The 25799-nt window shown below is 63.1% G+C and carries 26 protein-coding genes and 1 pseudogene; 10 read left to right on the forward strand and 17 right to left on the reverse strand.

Going from position 1 to position 25799, the window contains the following annotated elements:
• Positions 1–331: 331 nt before the first annotated feature.
• A complete protein-coding gene (locus tag ABIB66_RS09740) occupies positions 332–1441 on the forward strand; it encodes a hypothetical protein (protein ID WP_354210262.1) in 1110 nt (369 codons plus the stop codon).
• Positions 1442–1574: 133 nt separating this feature from the next.
• On the opposite strand, the gene ABIB66_RS09745 is transcribed toward ABIB66_RS09740, so the two are convergent.
• The 6 genes from ABIB66_RS09745 to ABIB66_RS09770 are packed head-to-tail and all read right to left on the reverse strand — an operon-like array spanning position 1575 to position 7447.
• Positions 1575–2060: a nucleoside deaminase gene (locus tag ABIB66_RS09745; protein ID WP_354210261.1), complete on the reverse strand. Its 486-nt coding sequence runs from the start codon at positions 2058–2060 to the stop codon at positions 1575–1577.
• A gap of 13 nt (positions 2061–2073) precedes the next feature.
• Positions 2074–3606: an ABC transporter ATP-binding protein gene (locus tag ABIB66_RS09750; protein WP_354210260.1), complete on the reverse strand. Its 1533-nt coding sequence runs from the start codon at positions 3604–3606 to the stop codon at positions 2074–2076.
• Positions 3603–4286, reverse strand: coding sequence for a biuret amidohydrolase (gene biuH / locus ABIB66_RS09755; RefSeq protein ID WP_354057654.1), 684 nt, complete (start codon positions 4284–4286; stop codon positions 3603–3605). Before biuH ends, ABIB66_RS09750 begins: the two co-directional genes overlap by 4 nt.
• A gap of 11 nt (positions 4287–4297) precedes the next feature.
• A complete protein-coding gene (locus tag ABIB66_RS09760; protein ID WP_007601468.1) occupies positions 4298–5224 on the reverse strand; it encodes an ABC transporter permease in 927 nt (308 codons plus the stop codon).
• Between the two features lies 1 nt (position 5225).
• On the reverse strand, positions 5226–6338 hold the full coding sequence (locus ABIB66_RS09765; protein WP_354210259.1) for an ABC transporter permease: 1113 nt from the start codon (positions 6336–6338) through the stop codon (positions 5226–5228).
• Positions 6335–7447 (reverse strand): BMP family ABC transporter substrate-binding protein, encoded by a 1113-nt coding sequence (locus ABIB66_RS09770; RefSeq protein WP_275169753.1) that lies wholly within the window; start codon positions 7445–7447, stop codon positions 6335–6337. Before ABIB66_RS09770 ends, ABIB66_RS09765 begins: the two co-directional genes overlap by 4 nt.
• A gap of 404 nt (positions 7448–7851) precedes the next feature.
• Here ABIB66_RS09770 and ABIB66_RS09775 point away from each other — a divergent pair, with 404 nt between their 5' ends.
• Complete coding sequence (locus ABIB66_RS09775) at positions 7852–9111, forward strand: allantoate amidohydrolase (protein ID WP_354210257.1); 1260 nt, start codon at positions 7852–7854, stop codon at positions 9109–9111.
• 96 nt (positions 9112–9207) lie between these two features.
• Positions 9208–10581: a hypothetical protein gene (locus ABIB66_RS09780; protein ID WP_354210256.1), complete on the forward strand. Its 1374-nt coding sequence runs from the start codon at positions 9208–9210 to the stop codon at positions 10579–10581.
• 9 nt (positions 10582–10590) lie between these two features.
• On the opposite strand, the gene ABIB66_RS09785 is transcribed toward ABIB66_RS09780, so the two are convergent.
• Complete coding sequence (locus ABIB66_RS09785) at positions 10591–11910, reverse strand: dicarboxylate/amino acid:cation symporter (protein ID WP_354210255.1); 1320 nt, start codon at positions 11908–11910, stop codon at positions 10591–10593.
• Positions 11911–12114: 204 nt separating this feature from the next.
• A complete protein-coding gene (locus tag ABIB66_RS09790) occupies positions 12115–12336 on the reverse strand; it encodes a helix-turn-helix domain-containing protein (protein WP_275169757.1) in 222 nt (73 codons plus the stop codon).
• Between the two features lie 350 nt (positions 12337–12686).
• Between ABIB66_RS09790 and ABIB66_RS09795 the strand changes: the two genes are divergently transcribed.
• On the forward strand, positions 12687–12869 hold the full coding sequence (locus ABIB66_RS09795; RefSeq protein WP_354210254.1) for a hypothetical protein: 183 nt from the start codon (positions 12687–12689) through the stop codon (positions 12867–12869).
• Between the two features lie 19 nt (positions 12870–12888).
• Here ABIB66_RS09795 and ABIB66_RS09800 read toward each other — a convergent pair whose 3' ends face one another.
• The 3 genes from ABIB66_RS09800 to ABIB66_RS09810 form a co-directional block, all read right to left on the reverse strand.
• A complete protein-coding gene (locus ABIB66_RS09800; protein ID WP_354210253.1) occupies positions 12889–14265 on the reverse strand; it encodes a vWA domain-containing protein in 1377 nt (458 codons plus the stop codon).
• A gap of 5 nt (positions 14266–14270) precedes the next feature.
• Entirely contained in the window at positions 14271–15218 is a 948-nt protein-coding gene (locus ABIB66_RS09805) for an AAA family ATPase (RefSeq protein ID WP_007601482.1), read from the reverse strand.
• A gap of 147 nt (positions 15219–15365) precedes the next feature.
• The gene (locus ABIB66_RS09810; RefSeq protein ID WP_007612817.1) at positions 15366–15566 is read right to left on the reverse strand and encodes a hypothetical protein; all 201 of its coding nucleotides are present in this window, start codon (positions 15564–15566) and stop codon (positions 15366–15368) included.
• A 223-nt stretch (positions 15567–15789) separates the two neighbouring features.
• Here ABIB66_RS09810 and ABIB66_RS09815 point away from each other — a divergent pair, with 223 nt between their 5' ends.
• Positions 15790–16764: a quinone oxidoreductase family protein gene (locus ABIB66_RS09815; RefSeq protein WP_354210252.1), complete on the forward strand. Its 975-nt coding sequence runs from the start codon at positions 15790–15792 to the stop codon at positions 16762–16764.
• A gap of 40 nt (positions 16765–16804) precedes the next feature.
• Here ABIB66_RS09815 and ABIB66_RS09820 read toward each other — a convergent pair whose 3' ends face one another.
• Both ABIB66_RS09820 and ABIB66_RS09825 read right to left on the reverse strand, forming a co-directional pair.
• Complete coding sequence (locus ABIB66_RS09820) at positions 16805–17080, reverse strand: hypothetical protein (protein ID WP_275169761.1); 276 nt, start codon at positions 17078–17080, stop codon at positions 16805–16807.
• A 97-nt stretch (positions 17081–17177) separates the two neighbouring features.
• Positions 17178–17786 (reverse strand): S24 family peptidase, encoded by a 609-nt coding sequence (locus ABIB66_RS09825; protein ID WP_007601486.1) that lies wholly within the window; start codon positions 17784–17786, stop codon positions 17178–17180.
• A gap of 228 nt (positions 17787–18014) precedes the next feature.
• Here ABIB66_RS09825 and ABIB66_RS09830 point away from each other — a divergent pair.
• Positions 18015–18475 (forward strand): annotated as a pseudogene (locus tag ABIB66_RS09830) (GcrA family cell cycle regulator).
• A 46-nt stretch (positions 18476–18521) separates the two neighbouring features.
• A complete protein-coding gene (locus ABIB66_RS09835; protein ID WP_354210250.1) occupies positions 18522–19097 on the forward strand; it encodes a hypothetical protein in 576 nt (191 codons plus the stop codon).
• A 46-nt stretch (positions 19098–19143) separates the two neighbouring features.
• Here the strand turns inward: ABIB66_RS09835 and ABIB66_RS09840 are convergent, their stop codons facing one another.
• The gene (locus ABIB66_RS09840; RefSeq protein WP_007612800.1) at positions 19144–19500 is read right to left on the reverse strand and encodes a hypothetical protein; all 357 of its coding nucleotides are present in this window, start codon (positions 19498–19500) and stop codon (positions 19144–19146) included.
• A 641-nt stretch (positions 19501–20141) separates the two neighbouring features.
• On the opposite strand from ABIB66_RS09840, the gene ABIB66_RS09845 reads away from it, so the two are divergent.
• Together ABIB66_RS09845 and ABIB66_RS09850 are read left to right on the forward strand one after the other, a co-directional pair.
• Positions 20142–20327, forward strand: coding sequence for a hypothetical protein (locus tag ABIB66_RS09845; RefSeq protein ID WP_007612798.1), 186 nt, complete (start codon positions 20142–20144; stop codon positions 20325–20327).
• Between the two features lie 141 nt (positions 20328–20468).
• Complete coding sequence (locus ABIB66_RS09850) at positions 20469–20810, forward strand: phasin (protein ID WP_007601491.1); 342 nt, start codon at positions 20469–20471, stop codon at positions 20808–20810.
• A gap of 195 nt (positions 20811–21005) precedes the next feature.
• Here ABIB66_RS09850 and ABIB66_RS09855 read toward each other — a convergent pair whose 3' ends face one another.
• From ABIB66_RS09855 to ABIB66_RS09865, 3 genes are all read right to left on the reverse strand, one after another.
• The gene (locus ABIB66_RS09855; RefSeq protein WP_354210249.1) at positions 21006–21323 is read right to left on the reverse strand and encodes a c-type cytochrome; all 318 of its coding nucleotides are present in this window, start codon (positions 21321–21323) and stop codon (positions 21006–21008) included.
• 291 nt (positions 21324–21614) lie between these two features.
• Complete coding sequence (locus ABIB66_RS09860; protein ID WP_085384826.1) at positions 21615–22445, reverse strand: alpha/beta fold hydrolase; 831 nt, start codon at positions 22443–22445, stop codon at positions 21615–21617.
• A 149-nt stretch (positions 22446–22594) separates the two neighbouring features.
• On the reverse strand, positions 22595–24391 hold the full coding sequence (locus ABIB66_RS09865; RefSeq protein WP_354210248.1) for a ShlB/FhaC/HecB family hemolysin secretion/activation protein: 1797 nt from the start codon (positions 24389–24391) through the stop codon (positions 22595–22597).
• Between the two features lie 130 nt (positions 24392–24521).
• On the opposite strand from ABIB66_RS09865, the gene ABIB66_RS09870 reads away from it, so the two are divergent.
• Complete coding sequence (locus ABIB66_RS09870) at positions 24522–25772, forward strand: FecR family protein (RefSeq protein ID WP_354254737.1); 1251 nt, start codon at positions 24522–24524, stop codon at positions 25770–25772.
• The last annotated feature ends 27 nt before the right edge of the window (positions 25773–25799 follow it).

Here is a 25799-nt window from a genome sequence, read left to right on the forward strand (position 1 = left end):
ATGCAGGCTTGATGTGAAGTTGAGCAGAGACGCGCCATCACGCGTATGCATTTGCGAACACCGCGACAGTCGCTTCCGCCCATTCTGTCTGCCTTGCCCGATCGACATGAAAAGCCGAGCGAAATCAAATGGGATTATCCGGCAATGGCCGCTCTCGCCTGACCGCGTGGCGGTGAGGTTGGCCTTCCAAATCCGCCGGTGAAGCGCAGTGCTCTGTGCAAACAAGCGGCATGCCTTGAAACAAGTTGAGGCTTCTCACTCCTGGAGATCGGCGCAAGTGTCGCACCCAAGGGACGTTCATTTTTACGTGTCCAAACTTGGGGGTATTCGGATGTCGTTTCGTATGAAGGCAATTGCGGCGGCGGCGCTGTCACTTGCTACGCTCGCTACCGGTGGCCTGGCTCAGGCAGCCGACTTGCCGGTCAAGGCTGCCAAGAAGGCGGCGGATCTTCCGTTCTTCCTGGTGATCGACGACCGCGTCACCTTCTCCTATATCTTCAATGCGTCGCAGCCCGGTGCGTTCACCAACACCAACGGCGTGATCAACCCCAAGACGACGAAGCAGGTCTACTCCTTTACCCACTTCGATGCCTGGACTTACGGCACCAACTTCTTCACCATCTCGATGTTCAAGTCGGACCACAACGATCCGGCAGGCCCGTGTACCGCCACAGGCGTGGTCGTGTCGCCGGCTGCAGGCTTCGCAGCGACGCCGACGAGCTGTGCCGGCGCGACAGAAATCTACGGTCTTTTCCGTTCGACCTTCGGCTGGAACGAGATCTTCAACACCAAGGCCTTCACCCAAGGCCCGCTGCATAACATCTCGTTCGAGGTTGGCATGGATGCCAACACGGAGAACCGGTATTTCGGCGCCGCCAAGCGCGACGTTGTCGCCGGTCTGCAGTTTGCCTTCGATCTTCCCTACAAGGGCTACTTCAACGTCGCGCCGCTGGTGTACTGGGAGTTCGCCAACCACAACTCCTTCTCGCAGTGCGGCGCCGGTTGGTCCGCGCCGTGTATTGCCGACGGCAACACGTCGTTCAAGCCGACCTGGGCGATCGAAACCAACTACTATATGGACCTCGGCTTCCTGCCGCAGAACATGCAGTATTTCTCGATCAGCGGCCGCGCGGCGTGGTACGGCAAGAAGGGCACCGACACCGAGCCGCTTCCCGCCAGCGTTGCCAACAACGTCTATCCGACTAAGGTCGAGTTCAATTCCGAGCCGATCCGCCTGACCCTCGATGCCTCGAAGGCGATTTGGGGTGAGAAGTACTCGCACTTCGTCGACGTCTGGGTCGCCTATCGCTACTGGCAGAACAAGTTCGGCCTCGATCACAACAATGCCTTTGCGTGCACCACTTTCGTTGGTGGTACGAAGGTGAGCACCGGATCCTGCACCGAGTCCTCGCTCTACTCGGGTATCACGGTGAAGTTCTAACCACCTGACATTCTTCAGGTGAATGACGATGACACCGCGTTAAACCTCCGCGGCGTCATCTTCGTTTGTGGGATGGGCTGGGTACCTTCCGGCGGCCCTTCGGTGAGCGGCGCAAGGCCCGCTCGGCGGCCGTCTACTTCGTCCACACGCCGTCGTGCAGCGCTTCGGCCTCGTCTTCGAGCAGCGGCCCCGCAACGTCTGTCGGCCGCTGGCCCCTGGTAAAGACCTCGCGACAGGGCAGGTTGAGCGTCGGGTTCTCCGGATGATCGCCGGTGATGTCGCGCAGGCGGTGCTCGCTGAGGCCATAGACGACACGGCCGAAGCCGGCCCAGTAGATCGCGCCGGCGCACATCGCACAGGGCTCGGCGGAGGAATAGAGCGTGGCCCTCGCCAGAACCTCGCGGCCGAGCGTGCGGCAGGCCTGCGTGGCGGCGAGGCGCTCGGCATGCGCGGTGCCGTCGTGATCCGGCCTGTAGCCGTTCTCGGCTTCGATCAGGACCTTGCCTTCGGCATCGACGACGATGCAGCCGAAGGGATGGTTGCCGTGGGTGAGGGAACGGCGGGCGACCGCAAAGGAAAGGCGGAGGAAGTGCTCGTCGCGCTCGGACCCGCCGCTCATCGATCTTCCCTGGTCAATGCCCCGCCATATGCCGGCCGACCACGGTGAGATCGGCTTCGCTGGTCCGTGCTTCATACACGAATTCGCCGTGGAACATCACCACCAGCCGATCGGAGAGTTCAAGGAGTTCGTCGAGGTCCTCGCTGACCAGCAGCACCGCGGCGCCGCGGTTGCGTGCGGCCATGATCTCGGCATGGATTTGCGCCACCGCTGCGAAATCGAGCCCGAAACAGGGATTGGCCGCGATTAGCACCTCGACGTCGCCGCCGAGCTCGCGGGCCAGCACGGCGCGCTGCACGTTGCCGCCCGACAACGCCGAGATCGGCGTGTCGGGCGTGCGGGTCTTGATCTTGTACTGGGCGATCTTCTTCCTGGCGTCGACGCGGAAGGCGCCGCGGTTGAGCCACCAGCCGAGGCTTGCAAAGGGCGCGCGGTCGAACTCGCGGAAGGCGATGTTGTCGGCGACGCTCATGCCGCCGACACAAGCGTTCTTCAGCGGCTCCTCGGGCAGGAGTGACATATTGTGCCGCCGCATCTCCTCGCGGCTGGCGTGATAGGGATCGCCGGCGACGCGGATCTCGCCACTCTCGGCTGCGCGCTGCCCGGCCAGCACCTCGACGAGCTGGCGCTGGCCGTTGCCGGAGACGCCGGCGATACCGACGATCTCGCCGGCACGGACCGTGAGGGAGACGTCGTGCACGGCGATGGCGCCGGCGTCGTCGAGCGCGCGCATCTTCGCCAGCTCCAGCCTCGCCTTGCCGGCTTCACCGGTGCGCGGCGGCTGTACCGTCAGCTCCTCCGCGCCGATCATGGTGCGCGCCATCGCGTCCGGCGTCAGTTCGGAAACCTTGCCGGCGCCGGCGAGCTTGCCGCGGCGCAGGATCGTGACGTCGTCGGCGAAGGCCATGACCTCACGGAACTTGTGCGTGATCATCAGGATGGTCAGCTCGCCCTTGACGACCATGTCACGGAGCATGCCGAGCACCTCGTCGGCTTCCGCCGGCGTCAGCACTGATGTCGGTTCGTCCAGGATCAGGAAGCGGCGCTTCAGGTAGAGTTGCTTGAGGATTTCGCACTTCTGGCGCTCGCCTGCGGAGATGTCGGAGACCTTTGCGCTGAGCGGCACCTTGAATGGCATCCGCGCGAGAAAGGCCTCGAGGTCCTTCAGCTCGCGGGACCAATTCACCACGGCCGGCACGTCATCGCGGGCCAGCACCAGATTCTCGGCGACTGTCATCGCCGGCACTAGCGTAAAGTGCTGGTAGACCATGCCGAGGCCGAGCGCGTGGGCGTCCTTCGGATTGCCGATCGCCTGCTCGCGCCCGCCGACCAGAATGTCGCCTTCGGTGGCGTGATAGTAGCCCATGATGCATTTGACGAGGGTCGACTTGCCGGCGCCGTTCTCGCCCAGCAGCGCATGGAACGAACCCGGCCGCACTTTCAGCGCGACATTGTCCAGCGCCAGGAAATCACCGAAGCGCATGGTCATGGCAATGGCATCGACGCCGAAGGCGCCCGATGGCGGCGGCGTTTCGCCGACAATCACGAAATCGCTCCGATGAAAGCGTCGGACGTCGAGACCGCGCCGAACACGCCGCCCTGCATCTTGATCATCTTCAGCGCGTGCTCGTGGTTGCTCTTGTCGGTCGCACCGCAGCAATCGTGCAGCAGTACGCATTCGAAGCCGCGGTCGTTGGCCTCCCGCATGGTGGTGTGAACGCAGACGTCGGTGGTGATCCCCGTGAGCACGATGTTCTCGATGCCGCGGACGCGCAGGATCAGCTCTAGATCGGTGGCGCAGAACGAGCCCTTGCCGGGCTTGTCGATGATGGGTTCGCCGGGCAGCGGCGCCAGTTCCGGAATGATGTCCCACCCGGGCTCGCCGCGCACCAGGATGCGGCCGCACGGGCCGGGATCGCCGATGCCGGCGCCGATCTGCCGCGAACGCCAGCGCTTGTTGGCGGGCAAATCCGAGAGATCGGGACGGTGGCCCTCGCGGGTGTGGATGATGTGAAAGCCTTGGCTCCGCATTGCCGTCAGCAGTTTCTTGATCGGCTCGATCGGCGCCCGCGTTAGGGACAGGTCATAGCCCATCTTGTCGACATAGCCGCCGACGCCGCAAAAATCGGTCTGCATGTCGATGATGATGAGCGCGGTATTCTCGGGACGGAGGTCGCCGTTGTAGGGCCAGGCATAGGGCTCGGACTTGATGGTGCGCTCGGGCATGATTTGGCTCTCTAGCGAGTGATCGACAATTCGGCCGGGGCTCCGGTCAGCGTGCGCTTCGGCGAGCAGGTGATGATCATGATCGCCAGGGTCAGGATGTAGGGTGCGGCGTTGAAGAGGTGGTAGCCGGAGGTGACGCCGACCGATTGCAGCGCCGGGCCCAGCGCCGCGGCGCCGCCGAAGGCGAGCGAGGCCCACAGACACAACAAGGGGTCCCAGCGCGCGAAGATTACGAGCGCCACGGCCGTGATGCCCTGGCCCGAGGACAGGCCCTCGTTCCAGCTTCCGGGATAGAACAGCGACAGGAACGAACCGCCTATGCCGGCAAGGAAGCCGCCGACCATGGTCGCGCGCAGGCGGATCAGCAGCACGGAGTGGCCCATCGCACGCGCGGCATCCGAACTCTCGCCGGCCGTGCGGATCAGGAGGCCCCAGCGCGTGGTCCGGAAGGCCCAGTAGAGAATTGGCGCGAGTGCGACGCCGATCAGAAAGAGCACGTTGACCCGTAGTGCCGCGCGCACCTGCGGAATGTCGCTCCACCAACCGAAATCGATCGCGGGTAAACGGGGGGCGGTGGGCTCGATCAGCGGCTTGCCGAGATAGAAGGCAAGCCCGGTGCCGAACAGCATCAAGGCGATGCCGACCGCAATGTCGTTGACGCGCGGCAACGAGCAGATGCCGGCATGCAGGGCGCCCAGAAGCGCGCCGGTGATGCCAGCGGCGAGCACGCCCAACCACGGCGATCCCGTGAGGTAGGAAATGCCGTAGGCGCTCATCGCGCCCATCACCAGCGTGCCTTCGAGCCCGAGATTGATGCGGCCAGAGCGCTCGGTGATGCATTCGCCGAGGCTCACGAACAGGAACGGCGTCGAGACGCGAATGGCGCCGCCGAGCACGGCGAGCGGGACGGTCCAGAGTCCGATCGAGCCGTCTGCCATTTCAGGACTTTCCCTTCAGAAACCCGATGCGGCCGTAGAGCGCATCGCTCGCCAGCACGAAGACAAAGATGATGCCTTGCAGCACCAGCACGGATGCATCCGGCAATCCGAGGCGGCGCTGCAACAGCCCGCCGCTGGCGCTGATACCGCCAAGCAGGATCGCGACGGGGATAATGGCGAGCGGATTGTGCCGCGCCAGGAAGGCGACGAGAATCCCTGTGAAGCCGTAGCCTGCGGCGAGGTTGGCGTTGGTGCGCCCCTGCACGGCGGCGACCTCGACCATGCCGGCAAGGCCCGCGGCGCCGCCGGCGAGAAAGCAGATGGTCAGGATCAGCTTGCTGACATTGAGGCCGACGATCTTCGCAGCGCGGATGTTGCCGCCGGCAACGCGCGCGGCGAAGCCAAACACGGTGTGATAGATCAGGATATAGGCGGCGATCGCGGCGATCAGGCCGAACACCAGACCCCAGTGCACGTCGGTGCCGGGAATCGATCCGATCATGTTGGCCGCACCGATCTCGCGCGTCGACGGCTTGTTGAGGCTGGCGGGGTCGCGCATCACGCCTTCGACGAGATGGTTGAGGACAGCGAGCGCGATGTAGACGAGCAGCAGGCTCGAGATCGTCTCGTTGACGCCGCGATATTGCCGCAGCGCGCCCGAAAGCATGATCCACAGGCCGCCGCCGATCACGCCGGCCATGACCATGGCGATTTGCACGATGAGCGGCGGCATGCCCTGAAGCACCAATGTCGCGCTGGTTGCCGACAGCGCACCGATCAGGAGTGCGCCTTCGCCGCCGATGATGACCATGCCGAGCTGCGCGGGCAGCGCCGTGCAGAGTGCGGTGAGGATCAGCGGCGCCGCGCGCGTCAGCGTGTTCTGCCACGAGAACCAGGTGCCGAACGCGCCGTAGTACATGTAGAAATAAAGGTCGAGCGGGCTCTTGCCGAACATTGCGACGAAGATGCCGAAGACCCCGAGCGCGCCGACCAGCGCTACGCCCGGGATCAGGACATATTCGATCGCTCCGCCGTGACGTTGCAGGAATCCCGCGTCGGCGGCCGGGGCAACCGTCCCGACCGCTTCAACGGGATCCGCAGCTTCCGTCGTCACGAAGTCGCCCCGACCACGCCCTCCACGAGGTAGTCCATCTTCTCGAGCTCGGGATCCTTCTGGCCGCGATCAGTGCCGGCCGCGATCACCGTCTTGCCCTTGTTGTCGACCAGCCCTCCCTTAAAGATGGCGTAGCCGTCACCGGACAAGAACTTGGCTTTGACGTCGTCGGCGTGCTTGCGCGCCTCGGCGGAAACTGCTTCGCCATAGGGTGAGGTCTTGACGATCTCTTCCTTGAGGCCGCCGCGATAGAAATTCGGAATGCTCTCGCCGGCGGCGATCATCTTGACGAACTTGGGGTACAGCGCTTCCCAGTTCCACTCGGCTCCCGTGAGATACGCCTTCGGCGCGAGCGGCGACTGGTTGACGTGATAGCCGCACACCATGGCGCCCCGGCGCGCGGCGTTCTCGACCATGGTCTTCGGGCCGTCGACGTGACAGGTCAGCACGTCGACGCCCTGGTCGATTAGGCTGTTGGTGGCCTCGGCTTCCTTGACCGGCATCGACCAGTCGCCGGTGAAGATGACCTGCGTGGTGGCCTTGGGATTGGCAAGCCTCGCACCGAGCGCGAATGCGTTGATGTTGCGCAGCACCTGCGGGATGGGTTTTGCGGCGACGAAGCCGAGTTTGCCGCTCTTGGAGCTATAGCCGGCGACGATGCCCGAGATGTACTGGGCTTCATCGATATAGCCGAAATAGCTGCCGGCGTTCTTCGGGTCCTTGTCGCTCCAGAGGCCGCCGCAGTGCTCGAAGTGCAGCTTCGGGAATTTCTTGGCCATCTTGACCATGTGCGGATTGTAGTAACCGAACGAGGTCGGGAAGAGCAGTGTGGCGCCGTCGAGATTGATCATGGACTCGATCGTCTTCTCGACCGCGTCGGTCTCTGGCACCTTCTCTTCTTCCACGACCTTGAGGCCGGGAATCTTCTTCAGCGCCGCGGCGCCCTGCGCATGCGCCTGGTTGTAGCCATAGTCGTCGCGCGAGCCGACATAGATGAAGCCAATGGTCGTCTCGGCCGCGAAGGACGGGCGGGCGCCGGTCGCCGCGCCGAGGGTGAGGGCCGCACCACCCTGCAACAAATGACGTCGTGAGATCCTGCCAAATTCCATTGCTTGCTCCCCTTGGCGGATGCACCGCCTCATCTCGCGCTGCGCCGGTCTGGCGGAGCCCGGGATGGATTGTCGCAAGCTTCGTGCCAGAGGTTGCCGAGAGAGTGCGTCCAACTAACGCATTGAGAATAAAAATTTATTTTACGAATTCTGATCCTGACCAGGAAATCAGCAGATGAAATTGTAGGCAGTATTTTGTAATTGTATGCAATGGAGTTAAGCAGTCTTAACCAGCGCGGACGTGTGCATGACGAGGGCGGGTGGTCTGCCGGCGAGCCGCATTCATGCTAACCACGCGCTGATTGGAACGGTGTCGGCAGCCTGGTTTCGCTGGCACCGAACTTGAATCGATTATCGCCCGGATTGCCGTCCCTGCGGTCCCAAGAGATGGAAAGCTCGCCGAGATGGCTGCTGGTAACGCCGTTCAGAATGGTTCGCTCGGCGAAGAGATCGTGCGAGGGATCAATGAGCTCGCGGCGATCTCGGAAGAAGGCGACAAGCTCACCCGCATCTTTCTGACCAGCAAGCTGCGCAAGGCTGCGGACCTCATCTTGAGCTGGATGCGCGGCGCCGGCATGAGCGTGCGTCTCGACGCGATCGGCAATGTCTGCGGGCGTTACGAAGGCGAGCGCCCGGGCGCGCCTTGCCTGATGCTTGGCTCGCACTACGACACCGTGCGCGATGCGGGCAAATGGGACGGGCCGTTGGGCGTGATCACGGCGATCGCTTGCGTCGCCGATCTCAACCGCCGCGGCAAGCGCCTGCCGTTCGCGATCGAAATCGTCGGTTTTGCGGATGAGGAAGGGGTGCGCTTTGCCTCGACCTTGCTCGGCAGCCGCGCCGTGGCCGGCACTTTTGACGAGAGCGTCCTCAACACACGCGACCGCGATGGCGTGTCCATGCGCGATGCGCTGGTGCAGTTCGGGCTCGACCCCGATCATATCGGCGCGGCCGCGCGGGCCCGGCGCGAGCTGCTTGCCTATCTCGAGCTGCACATCGAGCAAGGTCCTGTGCTGGAAGCGCAAAATCTGCCCGTCGGCGTGGTCACCGCGATCGCGGGCGCGACACGGCTTGCCGCGCGGCTGACCGGCATGGCGGGGCACGCGGGCACGGTGCCGATGGCGCTCCGGCGCGATGCGTTGGCGGGCGCGGCCGAATGCATCGGCGCGATCGAGCAGTTTTGCCGCACCGACGAGGATGGGCTGGTCGGCACCGTCGGCTACATCCAGGCGAGGCCCGGCGCGACCAATGTCATCCCGGGCGAGGTGTCGTTCACCATCGACATGCGGGCACCGACCGACATGCACCGCAAGCGCGCCGTTGCCGATGTCGTCAGGCAGATCGAAGCCATCGCAAAGCGTCGTCAATTGACGCTCCAGCTCGACGTCACCCACGAGAACCGCACCGCGCCTTGCGCTCCCTGGCTGAAGGACCAGATCGCGCAGGCAATTCAAGCGGAAGATTTGCCCGTGTTCGAGCTGCCGAGCGGGGCCGGGCATGACGGCATGGCCATGATCGACATTGCCGATGTTGGCATGATCTTCGTCCGCTGCCGCGGCGGCATCAGCCATCATCCGGACGAGCATGTCGAACTCGCCGATGCCGACGCCGGCGCGCGGGTGTTGCTGCGGCTGATCGAGAACTTTCGGCCGCGGAAAGGCTAAACTGACCCGCAAGTCACGGGATAGAGACACGAATCAGACAGGTCTAGAGCCGCGACGGCCTCCCGCCGGACCACGAGACACCATTCGACGGCGCCTATGAACAGCGGCATCTCTTTTCCATCCCATCGCGAAAACCGGTTTTACCAGGGTGTGGCGGCGACCTTCGTCGCCAACGCGCTTCAGGCGGTGAACTTTCTCGGTGATCGATTCCTGAGGCGGTCACATCATCCGTTCACGGCCATCGAGGACCTCTACCGGCACTCGATGGACAGCGCCTTTTCGTTGACCGAGTCGTTTCTCGTCACCGGCGCACCGCACGCATCTGCGTACTATCCGCGCGACTTCGCCTGGTTCTATCCCGACGTCCTCGACCCCGAGACCATCATGGATTCGCAGGATGCGGTGCGGCGGGCTCGTCTGCTCGAAAAGAGCGTCCGCCTGCTGCTGGAAGCGGTTCGCGCCAATATCGTCACGACGACCATCGTCCCGGCGGGGCGCTTTCGGTATCTCGGCGTGAACTATTTCTCGCGCCCCTCGGATACGCTGCTCGGCATTCTGGCCGGCCTGCAGCAGATGATCTCTGCCGAGGAGAGAGCGTCATCCTTCCTGGCGATGTCGCAATGCGCGCATGCCGGTCGCCTGCTGCTGGCCGAATATGGCGGTGATCTGAAGCGCGCGATCCTCCAGCTCGCAAGCGAGCTAGAGCCGTTCAATGAGGGCGACACGAGGTGTTTGCTGTGCGATGCCAGTGCTCCGCGCTCCGCGGCAACCGACACGCGCGCCGAGCGCAGGCGTTTCGTCACCAATGCCTGCGTCTACACGACGTTCGTGTGGGGCGTGCAGCTCGGAATCGTCGACGAGAACGAGCTGAAGCGGCTGCTCGGACGCGACCTGGCGCAGTACAAGAGGGACCTGCTCGGCCTGTTCGGCAAGGGTGGCTATATCAGGCATTCCCTGGACGGCCCCACGGGCTCGCCGGTGTTCTCGGTCGCGCTGGATTTCGTCAGCGTGCATCTGGGCTTCTGGGATATGAGCGAGCCGGCCGAGCGCGCGCTGTTCGCGGCCACGGCGGATCTGATCATCGGGGAGCCACGCTTTCGCATCCCCGGCACATTCCACTTCCTGGTGTCCGCGGATAATCCGCGGAACAAGATGATCCACAAGGTCGCGGCTCCCGCCTACCAGGGGCGTTCTTCCTGGCCGACGTTCAACGTCGAGTTCGCGGATCGCATGCTGGACTATGACGAATTCTCGGGGAGCGATACCTACCGTTCCTGTGCCCAGGGAATTCTGAAGGACATTCGCACCGCGACCGAAGTCCACGGCGGCTATCAGGAACTGATCTCGGAACAGGGCCTGAAATATCGCACCTGGGCCTACAAGGGCGCCGTGGCCCACTCCTGGTTTCCGCGTTTCCTCTCCGTCTGGAGGAGGGCGCACGGAACGCCGCTCCTCCAGTGGAATGACTGAGCGGAGGGGTTATCCCGCCGTCACGTCCACAAGCTCGCCGCCGCCGAGGACCTTGGCCGCCTTGGCGCGGTCGAGGTCGCCTTCCCAGGCGGCCACCACCACGGTCGCAACGCAGTTGCCGGTGAGGTTGCCGACCGCGCGGGCCATGCCGATGAACCAGTCGACCGACAAAACCAGCACGAGGCCGATTGCCGGAATGCTCGGCACGGCGTTCAGCGTCGCCGCCAGAATTACGATCGCGGAGCCCGGCACGCCATGCGCGCCCTTCGAGGTGATCAGGGAGACGCCGAGCACGAGCAGGAGGTCGCCGAAGGACAGCGGCGTGTTGGTTGCCTGCGCGATGAAGACGACTGCGAGCGTGAGGTAGATCGAGAAGGCGTCGAGGTTGAAGGAATATCCGGTCGGGATCACGAGGCCGACGACGGAATCCTTCACGCCCATCCGCTCCAGCTTCTTCATGATCTGCGGCAGTACGGCGTCGGACGAGGCGGTCGCGAGCACGATGGTCAATTCCTCGCGCAGGTAGGCGAGGAATTTGAGGATGTTGATGCCGGCGAGCGCCATCACGCCGCCGAGCACGCCCAGCACGAAGATGCCAACCGAGACGTAGAACAGCGCCACCAGTGAGACCAGCTGCTTAAGGGAGCCGACACCGTATTTGCCGACGGTGTAGGCGACTGCGCCGAGCACGCCAAGTGGAGCAACGCGGACGATAAGCCCCATGACGCGGAACAGCACGGTCGAGGCGGCATCGATCATAGACGTGACGAGCTTGCCTTTCTCGCCGCCGACCAGCGCGAGACCCACGCCGAACAGCACGGCGAAAAACAGCACCTGGAGCACGTCGTTGCGCGACAAGGCGTCGAACGAGGTGCTCGGGATCACGTTGAGGAGGAAGGAGCCGATGCCGCCGCCCTGCAGCTTGTGGGCGTTGTCGGCATAGGTATTGAGCGCCTTGGCGTCCAGCGTCGACGGGTCGATGTTCATGCCGTGGCCGGGGCCGAAAGCGTAGGCCAGGATGAGACCTACTACGAGCGCAACTGTGGTCATCACCTCGAAATAAATCAACGCTTTGACACCGACCCGTCCGACCTTCTTGAGGTCGCCCGCGCCGGCAATGCCGTGCACGACGACGCAGAACACGATCGGCGCCACGATCATCGAAATCAGCTTCAGGAAGGCGTCGCTGAGAATCTTGAGGGAAATGGCAAAATCCGGGACGGCCACGCCGAGGATGATGCCGAGGATCAACGCGGCGAGGACCTGGACGAACAGCGATGTGTAGAGCGGTTTTCGCTCGGCGGCCGGGGCCGCGGCAATGGTCGACATGATGACTCCCCCGTTTTGACGACGTCTCGATCGTCAAAAGGAGCAACTAGCGTGCCAGATTGTCGCGGGTTTCGCTGAGGAGGAGGTCTATTTGGTCGCTTTTGCGGTGCGACCGGACACCCGCACCGGCCCCGGGGGCCGTTCTAGGTGCCGTCGGTCACGTGGACGGGCGATTTTGCGGTCGTTCCGCACGCGGGTGGCGTGTCACGCCGCGAGATCCAGCAGCCGACACGATCCGCGTACCAGCACCTTGCGTCCATTCGGCGTCATGACCGGCACGCCGTCGCTGACGACGACAAGACCAAGCTTGACTAGGCTCTCGATGAGATAGGCCTTCGCAAGACGACCGTTCGACACCGGGTTGCGAAGCGCCTTCAGAACCTCCCATTGGTCCGGCGTAAGATCGAAGTCGATGTCGTTGCTCATGTTGCCTCAAGCCGTGGTGCCGTTCGTGCGCCTCTGTTAGAGGCGCTGCATGAAGACCGTGCGACGACAATGAGTCGGGAATTCGGTGAGGCGTTTAGAACTTCTCTTCACAAATTGCTGCATGCCATTGCGTCACAAGAGTTAAGATCGCTCGATCATGATTATAGTCCCGCGCCTCGATCACATATTGATGATGTGCGTTTGATGCTGGTCCGCGAACTACCGCGCTGCACGGGCAGCGCTGCTGTCCCATTCTGCGTCGCAATATGCACAGAAATCATGGGACGAAGGGTTCGGGATTCTGTTACGCTGATCGCGCGGAATGGCTTCACACGCCAGGAGTGGAGTGCATGAACAGGCTGGTCGAAATTCGCAGTCAAGAATCCCTGTGCCGGGAGCGCGCCGCGCTAGATTTCCAGCGCCGGGTTTTCTGGCTTGCGCAAGCTCAAGAATGGGAGCAGCGCGCGCTTGACGAGATCGCCTATCATTTCCGGGAGTGCAATGTGGCTCATACGGAGCTGGCGCGAAACTGACGCCGGCTGTGGGTAGGGCCTACTGATAAGTCGCCACGATATCGGACACCGCGCGCTCAAGCTGCTGCGCGGTGGCGCACTGACGCACCACGCTGCAGAAGGTCGCATAGCGCGGCATCTCGGAATCGCCAAAGCCCCAGGCGAGACGTCCTTCTGGATTGAGCCACACCAGCCGCTTCGAGCGCTCGGAGATGCGGCGCAGGATGTCAGCGCGCGGATCGAGATTGTTGCTGCGGGCATCGCCCAGCACGATCACCGTAGTCTGCGGCGTCAGCGCGCTCATGAACTCCTTCTCGAAATCGGCCAGCGAGGAGCCGTAGTCGGAGGAGCCGAAGCCGACCTTGGACATGATCTCGGCCATCGCCTCTTCCGGCGATTTCGTTTCGAGGATGTCGCTGACTTCGATCAGATGCGAGGAGAAGGCGAAGGAATGGACATCGTCGACCACCTCGTGCAGCGAGTGGATCAGGAGCAGGAAGAAATCCGAGACCTGCGCGACCGAGCCGGAGACGTCGCAGAGCGCCACGATCTTCGGCCGGTCGCGATGCTTGCGCTTCCACGCCGTGAGAAAGGGGATGCCGCCCCAGGCCGCGTTGCGGCGCAGCGTGCGGCGGACGTCGAGATGACCGCGCCGTTGGCGCTTGCGTGGTTTCGAATAGCGCTCGCGCAGGCGCCGCGCGATCTGGCGGATGAGGGCGCGCATTTCCGCGACATGGCGCCGCTCGATGCGGGCAAGCGGCGCGTTGCGCAGAATCTCATTGCGGAGGTTTTCGGCCTCCTCGCGGGCATAGAGCGCAAGCCCCTGCGCGACGGTGTCGCGAACGGCTTCGCGCAAGGCATCGAGCGCGGCGCGAAGCCGCTCGGCCAGCGCCGGGTTGGTCGCGGTCAGCTCGTCGAGATCGTCGCGTAGTCGCTGGAGCCCCATGGCGTCGAGGATGCGGCTGGAAAAGATGCCGCGCTGGGTGGAGTATCGGATGTCGGACAGCGAGGCCGCACCTGAGGCGCTGGCGATCGCGGCGCTGATCGCGTTGCGATCCTGCGACAGCAGCATTTGCGCGAGGGGGCCCAAATCTGCGGGAGGCGAACCGCCGTTCGCATCGCTGGCCTCGCCGGACGACGGAGATTGATCCGCGTCCTCCGAAACATCGTTGCTGTTGGCTTCAGATTGTTCCTGCCGCGGCTCGGGCTGACTGAAGAACAGATCGAAACAGTCACCCAGCGCGAGCTTTTCGTCCTGCGACTTGGCGAGCGTCAGAAGGAGCGCATCGCGCAGGATGGTCCGGTCGGAAACGCCGACCTGCGCGACCGCGCGCATCGCGTCGATGCTTTCGGCAGGCGAGACATGGACGCCGGCGCCCCGTGCCGCACGGAAGAAACGATGAATATTTTCGCGCATCGGCGTCAACCGAAGACGTTGGATCGTGCTGCCTTGGCAATGAAGGTCGTGATCTGAGGCTGAGCCGCCTCGATGTCGGCCTCGTATTTCAGGAGCACGTTGAGCGTGTCCTTGACGATCTCGGTGTCGAGCTCCGAGGCCTGCAAGAGCACCAGCACGCGCGCCCAGTCGATGGTCTCGCTGACCGAAGGCAGCTTCTTCAGGTCGAGCGAGCGGATTTCGTGGATGAAACCGACCATCTGCCGCCGCAGCGTCTGCGAAATGTTGGGGACGCGGCTCTCGACGATGCGCTCCTCGAGCCGCTGCTCGGGGAAGCCGATGTGCAGATGCAGGCAGCGCCGCTTCAGGGCGTCGCCGAGATCGCGCTCGCTGTTGGAGGTGAGGATCACCGTTGGTGGCGTGATCGCGGAGACGGTGCCGAGTTCTGGGATCGTGACCTGGAAATCGGAGAGAATTTCCAGCAGCAACGACTCGAATTCCGCATCCGACTTGTCGATCTCGTCGATCAGGAGCACGCAGCCGCCCGGCTGCTCCAGCGCTTGCAGCAGCGGCCGCGGCTCGACGAACTCCTTGGAGAAGAACACGTCACCGAAATCGTGGAGTTGATTAAGTGCAGCGTGCAAAGTCTGCGCGCCGCCAAGGACTTCGCCGAGCTTGTCCTTGAGGATCTGCGTGTAGAGAAGCTGCTTGGCGTATTTCCATTCATAGAGCGCCTTGGCCTCGTCGAGGCCTTCGTAGCACTGCAGGCGGATCATCTTCAGGCCGCGCCAGGCCGCGATCGCCTTGGCAAGCTCGGTCTTGCCGACGCCCGCGGGGCCTTCGACCAGGATCGGCTTCTCGATCTGCTGCGATAAATAGACAGCGGTCGCGATCTGCCGGCTCGCGATGTAGCCTTGCGCGGCGAGGCCGCTCTCCACTGCCTCGATCGCTGTCGAAGGCTTCTGTTCAGCCACGAAAAGGCGCTCCCAAAGGTCTTGTTTGAGGCTTGTTCTGCCTGCGTTCACGGCAAAGAACAAGCCTCGTTTGGGAGAGGCCAGACCCGCGCGAGTGGGCGTTTTTTCCGCTCAGCGCAAATAGTCGGGTGGCCACCGGCCGCGCGATCAGTGCCGCAGCAACTCCGGCTTGCGGATCGTCTGTCTGACCTCGGCGCCGCAATCGGCGCATTCGTAGACGAAGTCGATCTTGGCAAGACTCCAATGCGGTTCGACCTCGCGCACATACATTGGAAGGAACCCCATGCATGCAGGGCAAATCACAGGCGCGATTTCGATATCCTGATGATGCTGTACATAAGCTGGCATCTCGGCTCTCCTTCGCAGACGACCTCCAAACCCGCGCGAAGGCTACTGCCGGCCGGCGCAAGGCCGACATCAACTCTTTCGAACAGAGGCGGAACGGCGGAGGTTTGTCGTTCGCTGTGACATTCTTGTAACGTCTCTGTACTGTGACGGGCGGACCAAATACCTATTTCAAAGCCCGATCCGGTATTCGGACTTCGACCTCAACGATAAGGGAGTAACGGCCATGACGCATGCCATTCGCTTTCACAAGACTGGTGGTCCGGAAGTGCTGGTCTGGGAGGAGGTCAGTGTCGGCAAGCCCGGACCGGGCGAGGCACGAATCCGCCATACCGCCGTCGGTCTCAACTTCGTCGACATCTACAACCGTTCGGGCCTTTACCCGGCACAACTGCCGAGCGGGCTTGGTAGCGAGGCTGCTGGCGTCGTCGAGGAGGTCGGGGCGAGTGTCACCGATCTGAAACCGGGCGATCGCGTCGCCTACGGCGCCTCGCCGCTCGGGGCCTATTCCGAGGCGCGGCTGATCCCGGCCGACCGACTCCTGAAGCTGCCGGACGGTATCGATGACAAGACCGCGGCGGCGATGATGCTGAAGGGGCTCACCACGCAATATCTGATCCGGCAGACCTATCGCGTGAAGGCCGGCGACACCATCCTGCTCCATGCGGCCGCCGGTGGCGTCGGCCTGATTCTCTCCCAGTGGGCCAAGCATCTCGGCGCGACCGTGATCGGCACCGTCAGCAACGACGAGAAGGCCAAGCTCGCCAAGGCGCACGGCTGCGACCATGTCATCATCTACAGCCGCGAGGATTTCGTGACGCGCGTGGACGAGATCACGGGCGGCAAGAAGGTGCCGGTGGTCTACGATTCCGTCGGCAAGGATACGTTCCTGAAGTCGCTCGACTGTCTCGCGCCGCTCGGCGTCGCCGCGCTGTTCGGTGCGTCATCCGGCGCCGTCGAGCCGCTCAATCTCGGTTTGCTCGCGCAGAAGGGCTCGCTCTACGTCACCCGGCCGACGCTGTTCACCTACGCCGCGAAGCGTGAGAGCCTGGTCGCGATGGCAGGCGAGCTGTTCGACGTCGTCAAGTCCGGCGCGGTCAAGATCGAGGTGCACCAGACCTATCCACTGAAGGACGCGGCCAAGGCGCATGCCGATCTCGCTGGGCGCAAGACCACGGGATCGACCGTTCTCACGGTGTGAACTCCGGACGGGGGCGTGGTGCGGGTCGCTTGGGCCTGCGTCACGTCCGCTCGTGCTTGCGCAGATCGCGGGCGTGATCGAGGCGCACGGCCTGGACGTCGACTTCTTCGGGCGGGATCCGGGGCAGGGCAGCCTCAGCGAGGATCGTCTCGGTCACGTCTTCAACCGAATTCTCCACGATCTCCTGGATGAACGAGATGTTCCGATATTCACCTGAGGCGACGCGGGAAATGACCTCGCGCCTGGTGATTTCAGGGTCGACGACCGCCTCGCGGCCGCGGCGCCCATAGTCGATCATCACGACGAAATACTGCATCAAAGAATCCTGCCGTGCCCCATGGTCGGGCACGGCGGAGTATTTCCGAAAAACGGAATCAAGTCAAGGCAAATTTCGAAAAAACGGAAATTGCTGCCTACTTGCTCCTCTTGCGAGGGCGCGCCGACTTGGCGCGCAGCCGCTCCAGCTGGCCCTTGGGCATGGACAGGCAGATCTCGCCGACCCACTCCAGTTTCACGCCGACGATCTGCTTGGCATTGAAGCTGGTGAGATTGACGACGGAGGGGGATTTGCCCCGCTCGATGGTCTTCAGATAGCGCTCGCCGGTCTTGAGCCGGACCACGGCCTCCTCGCCGTAGAAGCTCGACAGCGGATGGCGCTGGTCCTTGTAGACCACGATTACGTCGCCGCTCTCGTATTTGGGCAGCATCGAATCGCCCACGATCTCAAATGCGATGGTCTCCTCCATGATCGGAAAGGGCAACGCGATGTCGCCAAGGCCTTCGGGGGGAACCTGCTCATAATCCGGCTCGATCACGGCACCGGCCCCGACGCGGCCCATGATCGGCGCGAGATTGAGCTCGAGATATTCCATGATCGGAATGATTTCCGAAGCCTTCACCAGGCGTTCGCCGCCCAGGATCTCCGAGACAGCGCCGGGGCGAACGCCCATGGCAGCCGCCAGACCGCCCTTGCTCTTGCCCGTCTTTTCCAAGCCCCGTTCGATCATTGCCGCGTCCAACATGTGATTCCCTCGATTGTCCGTCGTTCCGCCTCTTGTAATCCGAAATTCGGAATTGATGCAATTATGAATATCAGAATTATCGCTTGACTTGGGCTTCGGAATACCGGAATGTTAGCTCCGCCTCGCGATCGTGCGATCGGAGGAGGCGCATCACAGGACAGCAGCATGGAACCGGGCCATTGGCCGTCGGAGCACTCCGACGCGCTTCGCGACTATTTTCTCAAGGGAATGTCTTATGCGGAGATCGGAAGACAGATTAACGCAAGGTTTGGAACGGCTTACACGCGCAACGCGGTGGTCGGCCGCGCCAAGCGGCTCGGGCTGATCGCGCCGGTGCGGACGACGAGCCCGTCGATCGTGCCGGTGCTACCGTCTGGAGCCTGTTTCCTCCCGCACCGTCCCGCGTTACTGAATCTGCCGCCGAAATCCGCGATGAGGCCTGCCGCGCCGGTCAAATTGCGCTGCGTCGGCGTCCAGCCGCGCCTGGTCCGTTGGTCAAACTCGCCAGCGAGGACTGTCGCTATCCCTATGGCGGCGACAAGGACGGGGAGGAGATTACCTTCTGCGGCCATCCGCGCGAGCCGGGCTCGAGCTATTGCACGCCGCATGCGCGCCTCACGTGCCGCGCCGGAGCCGGCTCCGCGCGCGTCGCCGGCCCCGTCGTGCTGAGGCTGGTTTCCGCCGCCTGATCCCACGACCGCCCGTTCAATCGTCAATTTCGCAAGGAATATCCGAGTGGCACGTGTCCGACGCAACAGATCCTACAAATTGGCGAGTGTCTACGACCGACGTTCGCGTGAGATACCGTTCAATGCGGAGGTGGCGGAAGTCGAGGTGGACAATCCGCTGGCGCTCGACCCCGGCGAAAAGATCATGGCCGTGCGGTCGATCCGCAGCGATCCGCTCGGCCGGCTGCACGCGCACCGTCAGATCGACGAGGCGCAATATCGCGGCGGGCGCGCCTTCCAGAACGATTGGGAGAGGGCCGAGCGAGGCCTTCAGGCAATCGACCCAACACGCGAATATGTCGATGGCGCGCGCACGCGCGAGCCGGTCACCGAGAGCCAACGCCAGGCGGTGCTGCGGCTGAACCGGGTCGAGCGCGAACTCGGCACCGACGGCGCCGCGCTAGTGCACGACGTGTTGGTGCTGGGCCTGACCATGGACGAGATCGGCCAGCGTCGCGCCGTCCGTACGCAGCGCTGGACCGACTATTTTGCCCGACGTTTTCGTGAATGCCTGGATCGGCTGGCGCTGATCTATGGCTTTGCGACGGAAACGGGGACACGGCGTGCAGGGCAAGGCAGATGACAATGGCGCTCCCGCGACCGCGGTCGCGGGAGCGCCGGCCTGCTGCTTAGGGATGCGGAAGGATCTGGTAGGTCGTGGTATAGGGCTCCACGCGCAGCGAGGCGTTGGCCAAAAGCCCTATTCTGGCGGTCGGCGCTTGCTGTAATTCGCCGTTCGGACCGCGATGCACGTTGTATTGCCAGACGGTGAGATCGCCCTTCTGTGCCAGAGCATGTGCAACGGCGCTGGCATCGTTGCCGCCGAGCGCCTGAAGCTCCTCTGTCGACAATCCGACGACGATTTCGTCCTTGATGGTGACGATCTTGAACAGGTTCATCCTGGTTTCCTGCGCCCATGCGCCTTGTATCGAGAAGGTGAGAAGCGCGACTGCGGCGCCCTTGATGAGATCGCAGCGGGAAAGCATGCCGTCGTCCTTTGGTGCTGGGGCGCCGGAATCGATCAATGCATCGGCCATGGCGCCCATAATCTGCGTGACTGTTTCGCCATCGCTTTGTCGTTTGCTCCTCGAAAACGGTTCACGGCCAGAAACAAATGCGGCCGCGCCGTGGTTGCCGATCCATGGCGCGAAATCGACGTTTATTTCGTCGACGATACAACCGCCGATGCCGGACTCAACCATTACGTGTATACGCTGATGAAGCGCAATTTCGCGTTCACCAATGTCCATTCACATCCGAAAGAAGACGAAACGCAGCGTCGATTGACGGCGATCGAGACTGTATGCCTGATCGATGACGCTTCTTGACGCAGGTGGGTGACGGCGGCCTATATTCCTGTTATCCGGAATTGCCGTGGCGCGATGCAGACGAAGCATCGCTGCGCCAACCGTTAGGCTTGCCGGATGAGTTGTTTCTTGACATAATTGCAACCTGTTCAGGTGTGCCCGCTTGCACACGTAGCTCGGCGTGCGAACCCACCGGGCTGCCCCGGCCGAAAGTGCGCCATCGCCATAACATCCGATTATGGCATCCGGTTCTAGCGTTCGGTTCTTAGTCGGGACCTCGATGTTCGATCACGAAGTTCGATGCTTGTCATAGGTGCGAGATGAAGAACCTCAATTTCGCAGCTGAGCTGCACCTCAAGCTCGGCGCGCCTGCAAGCGGCACCGTCGAAAGCCTGCGCCTGCTGCGTGCGTTTCTGAAGCTCGCGCCCCGGCAGCGTTTCGAGGTCATCAAGCTCGTCGAAGACCTAGCCACCGAAGAAACCCTTCCCGAACACCCCCTGTCCTGAGCCGGCCTGCGCGCCGGCCTTACGCCTTGCCCCTCGTTTGCCGGCCAGAGCCGGCCGCCGGGCATGTCTTCCCCCGGCTGGACGCTGGCAGGCGATCCGGCAAGTGTGGTATTCAGTTCAGAAAACGGGAGGAGTGCGACCATGATCGAACCGAAGCTCGAAGTTCCGGCCGAACTGCGCGACCTGGCCGAGAAGACGATTGACCAGGCGGAAAAGGCATTCGGAATGTTTTTCGAAGCCGCCACCAAATCGATGACCACCGTTCCGGGCGCGGGGGCGGACGTGTCGAAGCAGGCGCTCGCTTTCACCGAGCAGAACATGAAGTCGGCGTTCGAGCATGCTCGCAAGCTCGTCCATGCCACCGACCTTCAGGAGGCGATGCGAATCCAATCGGATTTCCTGCGCAGTCAGTTCACCAGTGCCGGGGACCACATGCGGCAGATGACCGGCAGCCTCATGCAGCCGGGGAAGGGCAAGTCCTGACTGTCGGTGTGTTTACGGCGCGTCCACAGATTGGACCTGCGCCGCGTGGATATCCGCACGTCGATGCGGGTACCGGTCCATGATGGGCCGGCGAATGGACCTCATTCACAGCCCATCATCCTTCTGCCGATCCCTGTCGGTTCTCCGGCAGGGATTTGCATTTGTCGCAAGTGTCTCGACCGATCGGCCGCTCTGCTAACGCAGCGATGCGATGTAGGCCGCGATGTCGCCGGCTTCAGTCCGGCTCAAGGGGAAATTCGGCATCTTCGGGTGCGGATCTAGCAAGAAAAAGGCGAGCCTTTCCGAACTGAAGTCGGGCCTGCGCGCAACGGATGCGAAAGAGGGGACGTCGGCGCTCGCCTGGGTCTGGCCGTTCGCCACGACATGGGAGCTGGCGCACCAACGCCTCGCAAGGTCGGCGCCGTGATCTGCATCGGCGGCGAGAGCGGACGACGTGCCCATGCTCGAGGCCACTGCAACCAGCAGGCAAATTCGTCTTAAATGCCGGTGCATGGGGAACCCTGTGTGTTGTTGGATCGCGACGCCGTCCTCATCCGCAACACGAACCCGGAAACTGCGAGAGGTCGATGCGGGCGATGATCGACCGCAGCAGCTTTCGGGCCGAACGATAGAGATGCCGGGCGAATCTCGGCGTCCTTCCCGCGGGCAGGACAAAGCTTGTCGTATCGAGTCTTTTCGTATCAAGGCTTTCGATGGAGTGCGACACGTGCCTCTCCGAGATGGCGAGGCCCTTTCTATCGTGGCCGGCCCGCGGCAGCCTTGATCTGCCGCAAAGGGGCCGGACTAATAGTCGCCGGGGTTCATGATCATCGGGCTTCGTGTATCGGCCGGGGCGAGCGCGCTGCTGGCGCTGTCGCGCAGGAAGCGGTCGAGTGTTGCCTGGATCTTCTCCTTGACGGCATCGGGACCGCGATCGCTCATCTCGGTATGCTGTGCGCCGGTGTGGATAATGTCGATGCCGCGCGCTTTGGCCTCTTCCGGCGTCGGCAGCACGCCGGGATCTGTTACGAAATGCGGATCCTTCGAGCGGAACGACAGGATCTTCATGTTGTCGCTAAGCACGAAAGGCACCCGCAGATTGTCGAGCGTGATCACTTTCGACACCAGCTCCGGGTGTTGATGGGCGACATACATCGAAACGTCGCCACCGTTGGAATGCCCGACGAGCGTGATGTGGTCGTAGTCGGCGTTCTCTTGCCGCCGCTTCAACTCGCCCAAGGTGAAGAGGATGTTGGCCTCGCAGCGGATATAGACCTCGCGCCGGCCGACATATTGCTGGCCGGCCTTGGTCATCAGCGGCGGATCGCTCGGCAGATCCTGCTGGATGCTGGCGACGAGATAACCGCGTGCGGCGAGCACGTTGGCGAGGAAGGAATATTCGGTGGCCTTGACGGTATTGCCGTTGCTGATGATGGCGAGCGGGAGCTTCCAGAGGCCGAGATTGGCCTTGGTCTCGTAATCGCGCCGTACAGCGATTTCGACCGCAATCGGCCGCTGGCGCGCGGCGTCGAACAGGGTCAAAACCTCATGGCGGATCGCGAACCGGCTGACGACGAAATACTGGCCGACGCCGAGGACGCAGAGAAACGCCAGAACTGCAAACACCCTTTTCATGGTTCCGTCTCAAATCACTTTTGACTGAACATGGCCATCGGGAAATCCCGGATCGAGCGATCGTGAGTAGGTTACGGGATTAAATTTAGGCAAGTCTGTGAGCCACGCCCCAAAAAGGGCCGCATGCCACAGTGCGAAGGACAAGGGGTTTACAGACAACCGCCCTTGCCACGTTCGGAGCACAGCCGCAACGCGCTTGACAGGGTAAACAGGAAGCGCGAGCTGCGGCGCTCGTTGTCGGGCGCCCGGTAGCTCAGGGGGACGGCCACGCCGAGATCGGCCTGGAAATCGTCCGGCAGGAAGAACCGCACGCCAGCTCCGGCCGAGGTCAGCGACAGGCCGTCGCTGAGGCGGTAACCGTCGTTCCAGACGGCGCCGGCGTCGCCGAAGGCATAGAGCTGATAGCCGGTCCAGTAGCGGAAATTGAGCTTTTGGTCGAAGCGCAGTTCGAGCGAGCCGGCAAGACCGTTGTCCCCGCTGATCTCTGCTGCGCCATAGCCGCGGCCGAAGGCAGCGCCGCCGAGATAGAATTGCTGCGAGGTGAACAGCGGCCGTGACGCCGTCTGGCTCGCAGCGGAGAGCTTGAGCGACCAGACGTCGTTGAGTGTCTGGTAGCGCGTGAACCAGAGGTTCAGCACTGAAAAGTTCGATGACGCGCCATCGCGCGACAACAGGTCGTCGTTGAAATGCGAGGCACCGAAGATGTCGAGGCCCTGGCGGTAGGTCAATGTCGCGAAATTGGTGGCGCCCAAATGATCCTGGAGCCGGTAATCGGCGGTCAGGCTCGCGGTCCTGATGTGGTCGTTGTACCAGGGGCCATAAAGGTCATGCTCGGACACATTGCTGAAGGTCATCGCCGTAGTCAGGGTCAGCGAGGACAATTGCGACTGCAATGGGACGATGCTGGCACGCAGCTCGAACGCCTCGGTCGTGGTGATGTCGCTGTCGAGGCGGCGGGCATCGCCCGGCCTGACCGCGCTGTACAGGACGGACCCGCCGAGACGCACGCCGTCGACGCCGACGGGTGCATCGTAGGACAGCCGTGCGAAGCCGAGCTGGCGGGGGTCGTTGGCGATGGTCGACAGGTTGACGGCCAGCGTGTCGCCGGGCGTGAGATAGGAGTTGAACGCGCCGGTCGCGTAGGTCTGCCACGGACCGACTGATGATGAGCCGAGATTGTCCAGACCGAATGAGGAGAAGACGTGCCAGGTCTTCAAATAGACGATGAGGCGGAAGCGGCCGGATGCACCGCCGATCTCCTCGAGTGCGGTATCGGTGATCCGGACGCCAGGTCTGCCGTTGATGAGAAAGAGCTGGCGTTCCAGCGTTGCCAGGCGCGATGGTTGCTCCGCCAGAACCGGCCCAAGCATCGGTCTCACGCCGAACTGCTCGGCGCCGTCGCCTTTCAGCTCGGCCTGCACGATGGCGCCTTCGACCACCCGGATCCGGAGCAGACCGTCGGCAATATCCTGCGGCGGCACGATCGCACGGCTCAAGTGGAAACCATCGGCGCGGTAGAGATCGCTGATCGCGCCCGCGATTGCGGCGAGATCCGCCTGCGAAACCTTCTTGCCGACATAGGGCTGGTAGACCGCGGCGATCCGATCGGGGGAAACGGCCCGGGCTCCGCTGACGTTGATGCCGCGCAGCACGAACTGAGGCTTGGTATCACCGCCGGTGTTGGGCTGGTCGACTGTTGGTAGCCTGACCGGAGGACGGCTCAGCGATTCCCGCTCGGTTTGGTTTTCAAAATATTTTTCTGGTTGGCGCGGATCGAAGCCCGGCTGGTTCGCCTGTTGTGAGAAAGCCTGAGGAACTCCGGCGAAAAACGGTGCCAACACCACCATTGTGGTAACGAGATGCCGCTTCTCAACGCGCGCGACGCGGCTGCCCCCGTAGTTTGACGGAGATGTGCCCCTCATGCGGTAAGAGTTCGTTAGCCCCATGATTTTTCATAGTTTTTTATGGTCAATGAACCGTTAACGCGACCACTCCCCTGGCCGCTACCCGCTAATCCTATGTTGAGTGATTTCGGATACCCCTCAGGACTGGCTGTAACGCGGACTGAGGATCGTCATGCTGAACAAGATTGGAATGCAGTGCGCCTTCGTGGCTGCGCTGATCCTGGGAACGGCTTCCGCCGCATCCGCCGCGGACGACGGCGTCTGGTCGGTCGGCAAGGCCACCGGCGAGGTCTGGGTCGCCACCAGCGGCGCGCAGCAGGTTTCGTTGAACCAGCAGGAGGCACTCAAGCCCGGCGACACCATTCGCACCGGACGTAACGGACGCGTGCTGCTCGTCCGCGGCGAGGAAACGATCCTGATCTCTCCCAACTCAGTGCTCGGCTTGCCGACGGAGAAAAAGGACGGTCTCTCGACCACCATCATCCAGCAGGCAGGCTCGATCCTGCTCGAGGTCGAGAAGCGCAACGTCAAGCATTTCGAGGTCGAGACGCCCTATCTCGCCGCCGTCGTCAAGGGAACGCAGTTCAGCGTCACCGTGAACGCGGGCAGCACCAAGGTCGGCGTGCTCCGCGGCCAGGTCGAGGTCTCCGACTTCAAGACCGGGCAGATCGCCCAGGTCCTGCCCGGGCAGGCCGCCACCGTCTTCGAGCATGGCAAGCCAGGCCTCTCTCTGAGCGGCTCCGGAACGTTCAATCCGATCGAGCACGGCAAGCCGCGCGCCTCGAGCATCGAGCGCGTCCCCGTGCCGAAATCGGGCCTGTCGGCCCCGCGGAACGCAGCGAACGGCCATGCGATCCATGCGCTCGGTCCGATTGACAAGGGCACCAAGGCGACCGCCACGCCCAAGGAATCGCATCAGGCGGCCGGAGCTCACGCCCCCAAGGGCGGTGCTGCAAAGCCCGGCGTCGTGCGCATCTCGAGCTCGCTCGGCGAGGTCAAGCTGAACGTCCACAAGGTCACGCGCGGGCTCGCTCACGGGGGCGTTGCTCCCGGGCAGGTGCGCAACGCGCATGCCAGCACCGAGACAGTCTGGAGTGACTCGAAAGCGAGCACGACGGCATCCAACAGCACCGTCCAGACTGCGGTGACGACAAGTGGTGCCGTAACGGCTGGCAGCAGCAGTTCGTCAAATCCAGGCGCCGCGATCGCCGCAGCGGCCGCCAACGGAAACGCTGGCGGCAACGGCAACTCCGGCAACGGCAATTCCGGTAACGGCAATCCCGGCAATGGGAATTCCGGCAACGGCAACGGTAATGGCAACGCCGGCGCCACCGGTAACGGCAGGGGCAACAACGGCAACGGCAATGGCGGCGGCAACGGCGGCAATGGCCACGGCAATGCCTTTGGCCACAACAAGCACTGAGGCGATTTCTTAGCGGATGAGGGGGCG

It is taken from the genome of Bradyrhizobium sp. F1.13.3 (assembly GCF_040548265.1).
GTDB lineage: Bacteria > Pseudomonadota > Alphaproteobacteria > Rhizobiales > Xanthobacteraceae > Bradyrhizobium.

Excerpts from the sequence above, each read along its gene's own strand:
- ABIB66_RS09740 (WP_354210262.1), top strand. The coding sequence starts at position 332 with ATGTCGTTTCGTATGAAGGCAATTGCGGCGGCGGCGCTGTCACTTGCT.
- ABIB66_RS09745 (WP_354210261.1), bottom strand. The coding sequence starts at position 2,060 with ATGAGCGGCGGGTCCGAGCGCGACGAGCACTTCCTCCGCCTTTCCTTT.
- biuH (WP_354057654.1), bottom strand. The coding sequence starts at position 4,286 with ATGCCCGAGCGCACCATCAAGTCCGAGCCCTATGCCTGGCCCTACAAC.
- ABIB66_RS09760 (WP_007601468.1), bottom strand. The coding sequence starts at position 5,224 with ATGGCAGACGGCTCGATCGGACTCTGGACCGTCCCGCTCGCCGTGCTC.
- ABIB66_RS09770 (WP_275169753.1), bottom strand. The coding sequence starts at position 7,447 with ATGGAATTTGGCAGGATCTCACGACGTCATTTGTTGCAGGGTGGTGCG.
- ABIB66_RS09775 (WP_354210257.1), top strand. The coding sequence starts at position 7,852 with ATGGCTGCTGGTAACGCCGTTCAGAATGGTTCGCTCGGCGAAGAGATC.
- ABIB66_RS09780 (WP_354210256.1), top strand. The coding sequence starts at position 9,208 with ATGAACAGCGGCATCTCTTTTCCATCCCATCGCGAAAACCGGTTTTAC.
- ABIB66_RS09785 (WP_354210255.1), bottom strand. The coding sequence starts at position 11,910 with ATGTCGACCATTGCCGCGGCCCCGGCCGCCGAGCGAAAACCGCTCTAC.
- ABIB66_RS09790 (WP_275169757.1), bottom strand. The coding sequence starts at position 12,336 with ATGAGCAACGACATCGACTTCGATCTTACGCCGGACCAATGGGAGGTT.
- ABIB66_RS09795 (WP_354210254.1), top strand. The coding sequence starts at position 12,687 with ATGAACAGGCTGGTCGAAATTCGCAGTCAAGAATCCCTGTGCCGGGAG.
- ABIB66_RS09800 (WP_354210253.1), bottom strand. The coding sequence starts at position 14,265 with ATGCGCGAAAATATTCATCGTTTCTTCCGTGCGGCACGGGGCGCCGGC.
- ABIB66_RS09810 (WP_007612817.1), bottom strand. The coding sequence starts at position 15,566 with ATGCCAGCTTATGTACAGCATCATCAGGATATCGAAATCGCGCCTGTG.
- ABIB66_RS09815 (WP_354210252.1), top strand. The coding sequence starts at position 15,790 with ATGACGCATGCCATTCGCTTTCACAAGACTGGTGGTCCGGAAGTGCTG.
- ABIB66_RS09820 (WP_275169761.1), bottom strand. The coding sequence starts at position 17,080 with ATGCAGTATTTCGTCGTGATGATCGACTATGGGCGCCGCGGCCGCGAG.
- ABIB66_RS09825 (WP_007601486.1), bottom strand. The coding sequence starts at position 17,786 with ATGTTGGACGCGGCAATGATCGAACGGGGCTTGGAAAAGACGGGCAAG.
- ABIB66_RS09840 (WP_007612800.1), bottom strand. The coding sequence starts at position 19,500 with ATGCTTTCCCGCTGCGATCTCATCAAGGGCGCCGCAGTCGCGCTTCTC.
- ABIB66_RS09845 (WP_007612798.1), top strand. The coding sequence starts at position 20,142 with ATGAAGAACCTCAATTTCGCAGCTGAGCTGCACCTCAAGCTCGGCGCG.
- ABIB66_RS09850 (WP_007601491.1), top strand. The coding sequence starts at position 20,469 with ATGATCGAACCGAAGCTCGAAGTTCCGGCCGAACTGCGCGACCTGGCC.
- ABIB66_RS09855 (WP_354210249.1), bottom strand. The coding sequence starts at position 21,323 with ATGCACCGGCATTTAAGACGAATTTGCCTGCTGGTTGCAGTGGCCTCG.
- ABIB66_RS09860 (WP_085384826.1), bottom strand. The coding sequence starts at position 22,445 with ATGAAAAGGGTGTTTGCAGTTCTGGCGTTTCTCTGCGTCCTCGGCGTC.
- ABIB66_RS09865 (WP_354210248.1), bottom strand. The coding sequence starts at position 24,391 with ATGGGGCTAACGAACTCTTACCGCATGAGGGGCACATCTCCGTCAAAC.
- ABIB66_RS09870 (WP_354254737.1), top strand. The coding sequence starts at position 24,522 with ATGCTGAACAAGATTGGAATGCAGTGCGCCTTCGTGGCTGCGCTGATC.